Source organism: Helicobacter mehlei (genome assembly GCF_007280785.1).
Lineage (GTDB): Bacteria > Campylobacterota > Campylobacteria > Campylobacterales > Helicobacteraceae > Helicobacter > Helicobacter mehlei.
In genome coordinates this window covers 1-13251 of record NZ_VKGC01000004.1, presented here as the reverse complement: position 1 = coordinate 13251, position 13251 = coordinate 1, and the positions used below count along the sequence as shown (strand labels likewise).

The 13251-nt window shown below is 45.7% G+C and carries 8 protein-coding genes; 1 reads left to right on the top strand and 7 read right to left on the bottom strand.

What is annotated here, in order from left to right; all coding sequences use genetic code 11:
- The 7 genes from ccoS to hemH form a co-directional block, all read right to left on the bottom strand.
- Positions 1–198, bottom strand: a complete 198-nt coding sequence (gene ccoS / locus FNE76_RS02385; RefSeq protein WP_104758728.1) for a cbb3-type cytochrome oxidase assembly protein CcoS — start codon at positions 196–198, stop codon at positions 1–3.
- Entirely contained in the window at positions 198–2807 is a 2610-nt protein-coding gene (gene alaS / locus FNE76_RS02380; protein WP_120947941.1) for an alanine--tRNA ligase, read from the bottom strand. Before alaS ends, ccoS begins: the two co-directional genes overlap by 1 nt.
- 101 nt (positions 2808–2908) lie before the next feature.
- Positions 2909–3673 (bottom strand): glutamate racemase, encoded by a 765-nt coding sequence (gene murI, locus FNE76_RS02375; RefSeq protein WP_120947942.1) that lies wholly within the window; start codon positions 3671–3673, stop codon positions 2909–2911.
- Positions 3673–4974, bottom strand: coding sequence for a transcription termination factor Rho (gene rho, locus FNE76_RS02370; protein ID WP_120947943.1), 1302 nt, complete (start codon positions 4972–4974; stop codon positions 3673–3675). Before rho ends, murI begins: the two co-directional genes overlap by 1 nt.
- Positions 4975–5095: 121 nt before the next feature.
- Positions 5096–7927, bottom strand: coding sequence for a cytochrome c biogenesis protein CcsA (ccsA, locus tag FNE76_RS02365; RefSeq protein WP_120947944.1), 2832 nt, complete (start codon positions 7925–7927; stop codon positions 5096–5098).
- 6 nt (positions 7928–7933) lie between these two features.
- Positions 7934–8560: a SoxW family protein gene (locus FNE76_RS02360; RefSeq protein WP_120947945.1), complete on the bottom strand. Its 627-nt coding sequence runs from the start codon at positions 8558–8560 to the stop codon at positions 7934–7936.
- A 43-nt stretch (positions 8561–8603) separates the two neighbouring features.
- Positions 8604–9566: a ferrochelatase gene (hemH, locus tag FNE76_RS02355; RefSeq protein ID WP_120955560.1), complete on the bottom strand. Its 963-nt coding sequence runs from the start codon at positions 9564–9566 to the stop codon at positions 8604–8606.
- A 303-nt stretch (positions 9567–9869) separates the two neighbouring features.
- Here hemH and FNE76_RS02350 point away from each other — a divergent pair, with 303 nt between their 5' ends.
- On the top strand, positions 9870–12419 hold the full coding sequence (locus tag FNE76_RS02350) for a TonB-dependent receptor family protein (protein WP_185962969.1): 2550 nt from the start codon (positions 9870–9872) through the stop codon (positions 12417–12419).
- Positions 12420–13251: the final 832 nt, after the last annotated feature.

Below are 13251 nucleotides of genomic sequence, written 5' to 3'. Positions count from 1 at the left end.
TTACCCTTTCTTTTTCTTCAATTCCTCTTCTTGTTTGGCAAGGTTAAGATCATCTGGACCATCGTACAAAAGCGACTCTAACATTTTTTTCTCATCGCTAAATTGCTTGCCCTTCAAACCCCACAAGAAAATGAGCAAGCCCACCAACCCCAAGATCAAGGACACAAAGAGCATTAAAAAAAGAGTATTGGTATGCACTAGCTCTCCAAACTTTTGAGCGCAACTTGGCACAACTCTTGGGCTAGGGCTTGGATTTCTTGTGCCCCCCATTCTGCTTGATCTTTTTTGCTAATACTCAAAGACGCATGGTCTTTTTTGCCCCCACCCTTTGTCGTGTAGCCCAAACTCTGCACATGCGTTTTTAAAACCTCTAGCAAAGCTAGCATGTCATGAGCCCCCACGCTTTTAAGCACCACATCTAGCGCATGTTTTTGGGCGTTATGGTGCTTAAAAATCGCCACCAGGGGCTCTTGATTTTTTTTATACTGATCCACAAAGGCAAAGAAAGTGTTCAAATCTTGTTTTTGTGCCAACAACACTGCTAGTTGGAGCTTTTTATGGGCAATGGGATAGAGCTTGAGGGCTTCTAGGCAAGCATTCGCCCCTTTGGATTTTGTCCCTTGCTGTTCTTTTTGCTCCAAGGCTTTTAGCAGATCGGGGTTTTTAAGCCTTTGGCGCGCTTCTTTGAGCACGGCACGCTCCTTAGCCACAAAGTCATAATAAGCCTTCCCACATACCGCCTCCAAACGGCGCACTCCAGCACTCACGCTCGCACTTTTGATTACCGCAAAGCCCCCAATATGCGCACTATTACTCACATGCACCCCCCCGCATGCCTCCAAGCTCCCGGCGATCTCCACCACACGCACCTGTTCTAAATACTTATCCTCAAAGAGCATCACCGCCCCACTGCTCTTAGCACACTCAGCCCCCATACTCTCTATAGCGGTGCTTGCCCCCGCACAGATTTTATCATTCACAAAAGCTTCAATTTGGGCAATCTCGGTGTCCTCCAAGTTACGATAAAAGCTAAAATCAAAGCGCAAGCGGTGGGGCTCAATGTGGCTACCCTTCTGCTGGATTTGGGCGTTTTTATGTTCCTGTCTAGCCACAGCCCCTAAAATCTCTCTTAGGGCAAGGTGTAAAAGGTGGGTCGCGCTATGGTGTTTGGCAATCTCAGCGCGATCAAAGACTTGGGCGATCACTTCATCGCCCACCTCCAGGCTAGCCCTAGACTCAAGTTCGATTAAGCTGGCATTGATTCCCCCCACCTTTTGGGTATCCAAAACCTGAGCCAACAAAACATGGTTGGTATCCAAGATTGCCCCCCTATCCCCAATAGGCCCGCCCCCTTGCGCATAAAAAGGGGTTCTATCCAACACAACATATGCTTTGCGATCCACACCCATGTAGAGTGCCACAACCTTAGCACGCACCTCATCATAGTCATAGCCCACAAATTCATTGGGCTCAAGTGCACTTAAATCCAACGCCTTTAAACCATCTTTGGCATTTGTTTGCTTAAAACTATGCATGGAGCGTTGTTTTTGCTCTTGCATACAAGCTTGGTATTCTGCCATATCGACATGCATTTGCTTATCGCGCAACATGTCCATAGTTAAATCTAGGGGGAAGCCATAGGTGTCATAGAGTTTAAAAGCCACCGCCCCGCTAAAGCTCGACCCGCTACACTCTTGCAAGGCACTTTCAAATAAATGCATGCCCTTATTGAGCGTGGCTAAGAACAATTCTTCTTCAACACGGCATTCGGCTTGGATACTCTCTTGGTGCTCTTTGAGTAACGGATAATCAGGCATAGAATCGCACAAATCCCCTAAAATCTTATGGAAAAAGGGCGTATCCAATTCCTTGCCCTTACTAAGTTCCAACAAATACCCATGCCTGAGTGCCCGCCTCAAAATGCGTCTGAGGACATACCCCCGCCCCGTGTTTTCAAAATAAACCCCCATCGCCAGCAAAAACGCCACGCTCCTAGCGTGATCGGCTAGCACCCTAAAGGATTCCAAATGGTCGTTATAGTTGAGATCAAATACATTGGCAATGCTAGCCATCAAGGGCTTGAAGAGTGAGCTATCAAAGTTATTATGCACGCCTTCTAAAAGAGCCTGCACACGTTCCAAACCCATGCCCGTATCAATGCAAGGCTGGCTTAATGGGTTTAAGACCCCCTGTTCGGAGCGATCATATTGCATAAAAACCAAGTTCCAAATTTCTAAAAAGCGATCCCCCTCACCCCCAAAATAATCCTCGCTAGAGTGGAAATAACGATCCCCCTGATCAATATAAATCTCACTGCAATACCCACAAGGCCCCGTATCCGCCATTTGCCAAAAATTATCCTTATCGCCCATTTTTTTAATGTGATCGGGGCGGACAAATTTTTGCCAAAGTTCATAGGCTTGTGTGTCCTTTTCATGCACACTGACATAAATATCTTGTTGCTTAAAACCCAACTTTTGGACAAAAGAAAAAGCATAGGCGATGGCTTCCTCTTTGAAGTAGTCAAAGAAGGAAAAATTACCTAACATCTCAAACAAAGTATGGTGGCGGTTGGTATATCCCACATTCTCTAAGTCGTTGTGCTTGCCCCCCGCGCGCATGCACAGCTGGGCACTGGTGGCGCGCTTGGTAAAAGGCTTGGTTTTGCCCAAAAAAATATCTTTGAATTGCACCATGCCCGCATTGGTGAAGAGCAAAGAAGAATCCACAGGCACGAGGCTAGAACTTGGCACCTCCATGTGATCGAGATGCTTGAAATGATCTAAAAAAGCTCTCTTGATCTCCATTACTTCCCATATTGCTTAAAATAAGGGCGATTTTAGCCCAAAAAAACTTAGTTTCAGCATAAGGTCGTAACCTTGACCCCGTTTTGGTGCTTTTGGTAGGCCTACATTTGTTCCAAACCCAACCACGCTTTGGCTTGGGCTTTAAGCATAACCACATCTCCACTGGCAAAAAAGCGCACTTTGGGAGGGTTAGACAAGGGGCTTAGGTGGTGGTGCTCTTGCAAATGCCGCACGATGGCATTCCCGGAATGTACAAACTTACAAGCGTGCTTAAAATAGTGGGTAAAGTAGCCTTGCAAACTAGAGATGATCAAGGGAAAATGCGTGCAACCCAGCACCACCACATCGGGGGCATTTTGGAGATCTTGAAAATAATGGTGCATGCAAGCCTCCAGCAAAGGACCTTGCAAAATTCCCTCTTCAATCAAGGGGACAAAAAGCCCAGTGGCTAGGCTTTTAATAGAGGTATAGCCCTGTGTTTTGAGTTCTCTTTCATAGCGTCCTGAGCTAATGGTTGCGTTGGTGCCTAGAACTAAAATAGACGCATTTTTGGGTGTGTCCTGTGTAATAGCCAGTACCCCGGGCTCAATCACACCCACAATGGGCATGTCTGTACGCGCGCGCATAGCCGGCAGTGCCCACGCACTCACGGTGTTACACGCCACGATTAACAAATCGATTTGGTGGGGCTTGAAAAAGTCCAATGCCTCTAGGGAAAAGCGTTCAATTGTGATCTGATCCTTAGGGCCATAGGGCACGCGGGCGGTGTCGCCATAGTAGATCACCTCTGCAAATAAGCGCGCCTCCAGCACGCTTTTAAGCACGCTCAAGCCCCCAATACCGCTATCAAAAACCCCCACACGCATCAGGTGTTTTCATGCATCAGATTCAAAAACTCTTGGTTATCCTTGGTGGTTTGCATTTTAGAGTAAATAAAATTGAGGGCTTCCACATCGTCCATTTGTTGCATGACATTGCGCAACACCCAAACCTTGGTGAGTTTGTCCTTGCCCAGCAAGATATTATCTTTACGGGTGCCGGATTTAAGCACATCAAAGGCGGGGTAAATGCGCCGATCGGAGATACTGCGTGCGAGCACGATCTCGCTATTGCCTGTGCCTTTAAATTCCTCAAAGATCACCTCATCCATGCGCGATCCGGTTTCAATCAGGGCGGTAGCAATGATGGTTAAGCTCCCCCCCTCCTCAATGTTGCGTGCGGCTCCAAAAAAACGCTTGGGCTTGTGTAGCGCATTAGCATCCACGCCTCCGGTGAGCACCTTGCCACTAGAGGGCGTTACGGCATTGTAAGCACGGGCTAGGCGGGTGATAGAATCTAACAAGATCACCACATCCTTACCCATTTCTACGCGCCTTTTAGCCCGCTCTAGCACCAACTCAGCAATACGGATATGGTTAGTGGAGGGCAGATCGAAAGTGGAGCTAAAAACCTGCCCGCGCACGCTCCTTTGCATGTCGGTCACTTCCTCAGGACGTTCATCCACCAATAAAACAATCAATTCCACTTCGGGGTGGTTGGAGGTGATCCCATGGGCTAATTCTTTCATCAATTCGGTCTTGCCCGTGCGGGGTGGGGCGACAATAAGCGCGCGTTGTCCCTTGCCAATGGGGCTAAAGAGATCGAGCATGCGTCCGGTTACTTTGATAGGCTCGTATTCCAATTTGATTTGTTCGGTGGGGAAAAGCGGGGTGAGATTATCAAACAGCGGGCGGTTACGGATTTCATCTAGGGGCAAGTAATTGACCGCTTCAATTTTAAGCAGGGCGTAATATTTTTCCTGATCTTTTGGTGGCCGCACCTGCCCGGTTACCACATCGCCATTTCTAAGCGCAAAACGCTTGATTTGGGAATGACTCACATAAGTATCATTTTGGTTATCTGAAAAACTCCCATCCATCCCTCTCAAAAAGCCATAGCCTTCATTGGCGGTTTCTAAAATTCCGGTAAAAAGAATATACCCGCCCTGACTCACTTGATTTTTGAGGATTTCAAACATCAAATCTTGCCGTTTGAACTCTTGGGGGTTTTCCACCTTTAATTCATTGGCAATCTCTAGGAGTTTTTCGGTGGGCTGGGCACGCAACTCCTCGATGCGATACCCGCTCACAGGGGTGTGTGTCTTTTGCTTGTGGTGCTCTTGCGCCATTAATATCCTTAACTTACATTGGTTTTGCGTTTTGACAGACTGGCAACGCTATTAAATCGGTTAAGAGGAAAACAGGTATGCCCAAATTCTAGTGAAAAAATGGGCAAAAGTCAAGGACTGGCTAGACCTTAGCCATCACTAATTTACGCTTCAAGCCCGCTAGCAAAATTAAGATAAAGGTCGAGGCCACAAAGGGATAGAGAAAACCAGGGATGGGTAAAGGATCGCCAGCAGCATAGCTGTGCATGCCAGAGAGGTAGTAATTCACCCCAAAATAAGTCATCAAAATGGAGTAAAAGCCCAACACGCTAGCTGAGGCAAAGACATAGGGCATGAACTCAAAGCGTAAAAAGCGCAAATGCAAGATCACCGCATAGACCGCAATGGAGATGAGTGCCCAAGTCTCTTTAGGGTCCCAGCCCCAATAACGCCCCCAAGATTCATTAGCCCACACACCCCCCAAAAAGTTACCCACAGTGAGCATGAAAAGCCCTAAGATCATGCCCATCTCATTAATCGCGCTCAAAGAGAGAATGGTTTGATCGATATGGGGGCGTTTTTTGCTCCGCAACACAAATAAAATCAAGGTCAAAAGCCCCAAGATAAAACATAAGCCCAAAAAGCCATAACTAGCCGTGATGATGGACACATGGATATTGAGCCAATAGGATTTGAGCACGGGCACAAGATTGCTAATTTGGGGGTCCATAAAGCCTAAATGCGCGACAAATAACGCCGTGCCTGCTAAAAAGCTAGAGGCACACAAGGCTAAATTGGAACGCAAGATGAGTCCGGCCACCACAGCCGCCCAAGAAATATAGAGCATGGATTCATAGGCATTGCTCCAAGGCGAGTGCCCACTGACATACCACCTTAAGAGCAAGCCTGTACTATGGGCTAGGGCGCATAAGAGCAATAGCCCGTAAAATCCCCAATGCAACCACGCACGCGGTGCCTGGTTTTTGAAAGTCCCCACCAGCACCACGATCAATAACACCACACCCAGCAAAAGATAGGGGATAGTCAGGGAGTTAAAAAAATTGCTATGGTTTAAGAAAATCTCGGAGCTAATGCGGCTGGCGGGCAAATAGAGCTTGCTATGGGCCTTTTGGTAAGCCCCTAGCTCTTTTAAAGTTTGATTGATGCCATCCCATTTATTGTTCTCCACCCCCGCATCAAAGCCCACAAACAGCGCGCGCAAAAAATGCGTGGCTTGCTTGACAAGCTCGGGATCACTGCTCTTGATCGCCTCAGCAGGGGAAAGCCATGCATGAGAAGTTTTCTCGGGGAAAATCTTTAAAATGCTCCCGCTAAAGATCATATAGACTAGGTTAATGCGCTCATCGACTTTGAGCACATCTTTATCAAATTCATCGCGATCCTTGGGGGCTTTTTGGTTGATCTCTTCTACATAGTTTTGCAACTTATACCCATGCGGGCCAAAGACATCTAAAAAGGCAATGCGTCTTTGATTGGCGGGCACGCCCAGCATGGTGCGTAGTCTAGGTGTGGAGGTGTAGATCATTTTGATACTCTTGTAATCATCCGGATAGAGCATCATGCCCAGCATCACTTGGATATTATCCATGCCCTTAAAGCCATCTTGGTGGGTGATTTTGTGGATCAAATCCATGCTCAGGGTGTCTAAAGGCTTGATACGCCCCTCAAAGCCTTGAATCTGCAGGCGTTGGAACTGCCCTAGTTGATCCTTGGAGTGTACTTTAAGATTTTTCATGCGCTGGATAATTTGGGCGTTGATATTAGCCATTTTCTCTTTTTCTAGGCTGAGTTTTCCCATATTATCCAAAGGCGTAGCAACCGATTTACCCCCGTGCATGTCGATCTTGCCCTGCTTGGAGTCATCAGCACGCAAAGTGTGGGAGCTCAGGGCCACTAAAGAGACTAACAAAAACGCGTTGATTTTTTGGGATTTTAAAAAACGGGAGAGCCTTTGGAAACGCCCACTATGGCTAAAGAGCATGAGCAATGCGCCCAAGATCAGCACGGCATAACCCAAGTAAGTTAGATTTTTACCCGGATCCCGATTGACCGATAAAATTGTACCCTTTTCATCGCGATCGTAGGAGGATTGGAAAAAGCGGTATCCGCCATAATCCAAAACATGATTCATAAAAATCCGGTAGGGCATGATGAGTTGATCCTTAGAATCCAAAACTTCAATTTCAGAGGCATAAGAAGAGGGGCTCATCGATCCGGGATAGCGTTCCAATTCAAAGCGTTTGAGCTTGAGCTTGAAGGGCAGTTTTTTTTGGGTTACGCCCCAACTAATGGCGATTTGCACACCCTTAAGGGTGGCTACTACACTTTGACTTTCAATCCCATGCCCACCGATAATCTGATAGACATGGCTCTCCCCATCATAACTTGCCTTGAGTTCTAACAACGCGCGGTTATCTTTCTTGTCAGCACTTTGTTTGAGGACTTTGAGGGGCTCTAACAAAAGGGGTTTATCATAAACCATCACCTCTTGGTTGGAAAGGTGTTTGGAAAAGGGCGAGAGATTGCTTTTAAAGGAAAAATCTAGCGGGGCTTGTCCGGGTTTGTCAATGTGTAAGTTCAAATAAGTTGCGGTAGTGGTGATGGAATTAGAAGTTTGGTTTTCGCGAATATGCATGGTGGCTTCAAAACCAAAAAAACGCGTTATCCCAGCACCCAAGATGATCAACACCAGCGCACTGTGGAAAAAGATACTCACATAACGCCTTCTTTGGAATGCCCTAGAGGTGATCAGCGTGCCAATGATGACCATGAGCAAATACACATGCAGGGCACTAAACCACCAAGTGCCATAAACCACCGCTTGGGCAGCGGGCGTACCATAGTCATTTTCGATAAAGGTTGCCATAGCACAAGCTGTGGCATAAACGATCATCAAGGGAATAGCGATCCAAAAAGAGCCAAAAAAGAAACCAAATATCTGCTTGACTTGCATATCAAATTAAGCTCGGGATTTTTTCAAAATGTAGTCGCGTAATTTTTCAACAAAAACCTTATCATCTGTGATGCCCTTATATAGGCCATTGCCAATAAACTCCAAAACCGCCAAGAATTGCTTAGAGGGCATATAACCGGGGAGCTCGTAAATGGTTTGGCCATTGGAATCGGCTAAAACAATGGTGGGTGTGGAGCTTACATCATAGACTTGGGCAAGCTGGGAGGTGGAGAGGACGACATTTCTAGGCTTTTTCTTGGTGCCGATCTTAAACTCGTGCATTTTGGTGTAGCTAATGTTAATGTAGTAGGCACTATAGTGCTGTTTGATAAAGCTTTTCAGGTCTTGGCGTTGTTTGATATCTTTTTTGAGCAATTCGCAATAAGCACACCCATTTTTCCCAAAGACTAAGAGCATGTATTTGCCATTGGGGGTGATGGTCTTGGTATCTAAAAAGACATCTTCTAAGCCGGCGTAACTTTGTTTGTCTAAATTGTTGGCATCTTCTTGCGCGCTTTTAGGGGAGATCGCCCCTGAGCTGATCATGGATTCATCGATCTTGTCATCACTGCTGGCAAAAGCCACATGGGCAAAAAGAGCTAATAAGAGAGCATAAAGACCACTTTTTTTCATCAATCTTCCTTGTTTTTTCATTCATTGTAGCTTTTTGTGCTAATTATTCGCTTAGAGAAAGTGTTTTGCGATCGCCATACTGAATCAAATCTAAAATGGCATTTGCAAAAGCCAAATTAGCATTCAAGCATGGGCAAACCAAAAACTTGGGCACGGCTAGGCGCATCGCCTCCCATTTGTATTGGATGTGTAATTCGTAGATGGTTTCGGAATTATCAATGCTAAAAGCAAGGGGGTAGATGAGGATTTTGTTTTTGCGGTGGTGCTCAATCATTTCTAGAGTGCTGGGTTCTAACCACTTTAAAGGACCTAGCTTGGATTGGTAAGATAATTCAATGGCTTTAAAGCCAAAGGGGATCAAGGCGCGCTTGAGCAAACTCACATGGTGGCGGCATTCGGCTTCATAAGGATCGCCCTCCTCAACCATACGTACGGGCAAGCCATGCACAGAGAAAACCAACACAAATTCTTGGGGGTTATGGCCTTGCATGGTTTCTGCAATGCTGGCTAAAATGGCTTGGTTATAAAGATTGTGGGTATAAAAGCGATCAATGCTAGAGAGAGTGGGCGTGTAGTTGAGGTTTTTAAGGGCTTGCAGGGCATCTTGCATGGAAGATAGGGTCGTGGTGGTGGAATATTGGGGATACATGGAAAAAAGCAAAATGGAGTGGAAACCCTGTTGTTGCAACTCAGCAAAGACCATGGGTGCAAAAGGCGGTGTGTAGCGCATCGCATAGGTGTAGTGCCGCGTGGGGTCTAGCTCCCTTAGCTCTTGGACGAGCTGGGCACTCAGCTCGTTAATGGGGGATTTGCCCCCGATGTTTTTATAAATGTCTTTGGACTTGTTTAAACGGCTCTGGATAATGATTTTAGCTAGGATTTTGCGCCAAAAATGGCTCTTAATGGGCAAGATACATGGATCGTTAAACATATTTGTTAAAAACACTTCAACCTCATAGAGATTGTTGGGTCCGCCCATGTTCAACAGCACAACAGCTTCAGTCATCATCACAGCCTATCAATTATGCATTATGGATTTATTATTATACTAATTATGCCATAAGTTCTGGGTAGTTCTTAGGATAACCAAAGCCACTAATTAGGTTTAGTGGTCAAAATTTGCCAACTCCATGCCAATAGGGTCGCTCTTTAAGTTTCACATGGTAAAATCCATCCAATTTATTAACAGTCTTTTGTTTTTATTACTAGACATTGAGTTTTTAACCGTTTTTGTATCAAAAGTGTGCATTTTTGATTTACGCCTTCTTCTGTTTTTTAAATTTTGTGTGAAATTTTTAAGGAGTTTATGTTGCATAAAAAATTTCTACTGGCGTTAAGCACTAGCTTGGTTTGCTCTGAGTCTTTGCTCGCCAAGGAAGATAAAACCTACACCTTGGGCAAGGTTTCCACAGCGGGGCAAAAAGACAGGACAGATTATTCTGGGCAGGTTAATTTGGGCTATAGCGGGCTTACTGCCCCTAAGAGTTGGCAAGATGAGGAAGTTAAAAAATACACCGGTAGCCGCACGGTGATCTCCAATAAAGCTCTCACCCAACAAGCCAACCAAAGCATTGAAGAAGCCTTGCAGAATGTGCCCGGCATGCAGGTTAGGAACGTCACCGGTGTGGGGGCCATGCCCACCATCCAAGTGCGTGGCTTTGGGGCGGGGGGCTCAGGGCATAGTAACGCAACTCTTATGCTAGTTAATGGTATCCCTGTGTACATGGCTCCCTATTCCCACATTGAGTTGGACATTTTTCCGGTAACTTTCCAAGCCATCGATCGCATCGATGTGATCAAGGGCGGGGGGAGTGTGCAGTATGGACCTAACACCTATGGGGGTATTGTCAATATCATCACAAAACCCATCCCTAAACGCTGGGAAAACCAAGTGGCTGAGAGAATGACTTTTTGGGCTAAGGCTAGAAATGCGGGTTTTGCTAACACCCATGCGGGCGATTCCTCTTTTGCGGGTTTTAATAGCCCCAATAACAGTAATTCCTCTTTTCTAAAGTCCTTGAGCAACAACTTACTCTACAACACCTATGTTAGAAGTGGGGGGATGATCAATAAGCATTTTGGGGTGCAAGCCCAAGCTAACTGGGTGATGGGGCAGGGCTTTAGGGATAATAGCCCTACTAATATCCAAAACTATTGGTTAGATGGGGTCTATGACATCAATGAAAACAATGGGATCAAGGCCTATTACCAGTACTACAAATTCAACATCGCTCAACCTGGATCGCTCAGCGAGCAAGATTATAAGATCAACCGCTTTGCCAATCTGCGCCCCTTTAATGCCAAAGGTGGGCGATCCCAACGCTTTGGGATCGTGTATGAAAACCGCTTTGGGGATTTGGATAAAGTGGGGGGGACTTTTAGCTTCACCTATTACGGACAGTTCATGACTAGGGACTTCCAAGTGAGTTCCAGTTATAACAGTGCCAACATGGTTACTTGTTATGACGCAACAAGCTGTGCGGCTCAAGGCTTACCCGGCTATACAGCCGCCGTGCCCTATTACGCTACCAATTATGCTGGCTGGACGGAGGTGGAAAACCCTGTGCGCTCTATCAATAACGCCTTTGAGCCTAAAGTAAATTTAGTGGTTAATACCGGCAAGGTTAAACAAACCTTTATTGCCGGCTTGCGCTTCATGACAACAACCTTTTTACAGCGCCAATACTTTAACACCAATGAGTGTGCGACCAAAACTACCGGAGAAGGGGCGGGGGTTTTGTGCGATGGAGCGAATGTGATGAGTGGTTGGCACCCCCATACTAAGCATGGCAAATATCATAACTGGAATAACTGGCGCAACAATTACACGGCCGTTTATTTGAGCGATCGCATTGAAACATGGGATGGGCGTTTTTTCATCGTGCCCGGGTTGCGTTATGCTTTCGTGCAATATAACAATGAGAACGCCTCTAATTGGGCAGCATCATTCACCAAAGCCGATCTAGCCAAAATCAAGCACATGAATAACTGGATGCCCTCGCTCAATATTGGCTTTATCCCTGTGCAAGGTGATCACACTTTGCTTACCTACTTTAACTACCAACGCTCTTTTGTCCCCCCGCAATTAGATGTGTTGAGCTATGGGGGAGCCGAATACTTCACCCAGCACTTTGACAGCGTGGAAGTGGGCGCACGCTACACCTACAAAGACAAGCTTAGCTTTAATGCTGATTTCTTTAGAATTTGGGCGCGTAATTTTGCCACTGGGCAATTTGCTGTCAAGCTTCCTTGCACACTGGGAGCGGGGAATTGTCAGGTGCAACCGGTAAATGGCTATTCTCAAGGCGTGGAATTGGAGATATATTACAGACCCATTAAAGGCTTGCAATTCCATGCCGCCTTTAACTACATTGATACCCGTGTTACCAGTCATTACAGACTGACTGACCTGAATGGCGATATTTTACCCGGGACTAGCTATAACAAACACTTCCCCTTTGTAAGCCCCTATCAATTCATCTTAGATGCGCGCTACACTTATGCCAAAACCACTTTTGGGCTTTCTAGCTACTTTTATAGCCGGGCTTATAGCGGGATTGGCAACAGTGCAGCAGGGGGTTATTATGGGAAGCAATTTTATAGCAATGCCATTAATGGGGGGCAATGCACCGCGTGGTGTATGACCCAACATGAAGGGCTCTTGCCTTGGTATTGGGTGTGGAATGTTGAGGTGAGTCAAATTTTCTGGGAAAGCGGACGGCATAAGATTGTGGGGAGCTTGCAGGTCAATAATCTTTTCAACATGAAGTATTATTTTACTGGGATTGGCTCTAGCCCGGCTGGCTTGCAACCCGGCCCCGGACGCTCGGTTACGGCTTACTTAAACTACACTTTTTAAATCTTGTTTGGGCTCTGCCCGCCCCCAATTTACGAGGCGGTGCTATAATTTTGCCAGACTGGGGGTTTGGATACAAAAGTTCTATATCAAGGTCGCACAAGGGTTTAAAGCTACTTGTTTGCAAATTGGTGTTGGATCGGGTTGTGCTTGTGTTTTGTGAGTTGAGCGTGCGTTTTGAGTGGATGGAACTTTTGATTGATGAGAGCCAAGCAAAACGCCCACACTTTGCCTGGCTTGCTTGGTGTGAGTCCTTATCCTATCCTCTATAGACTTAAACCCAAACCCCGATCACATCTGCCAAAGCGTTTCGCAAAATATGGCAAAAACCCTCATCAAACGTTTTGCACCTCACTTGTTGCAGGTCTGCTTGATCTGAGTGAAGGGTCAGTTACAACACAGTCTAGAGCTGATAGCCATAGCGATCAAGCACCATATCAACCAATAAAATAAAATGGCTCTATCTGTAAAAAGTATTGATTTATAAAAACATTTAACCGCGTGGCTTCTATTTTATTTGATTCTACTAAAATAAATATATGATTTATTTTCTAAGAACAAACAATTATTCTAGCGATTTAGAATAGGGCAGTGATTTGATATAGTTTTCCATAAAATTAAAGTCGGGAGATTCATTTTTAGTGGGCAATTTTAGTCTATGGTTAAAACATTTCCCTCTTCTGTAAAGAAATATAGCCTTTCTAATATTGATACTGGCGTTAGTCTGCTGTGATGGTGTGTTTGACAACAAGGACAGACATAATTCCTAATGTGCAGTGGCTTTTTACCTGTGTTGCTCCCACAAGTAGAGCAGATTTGAGAGCTAGGAAAGTAT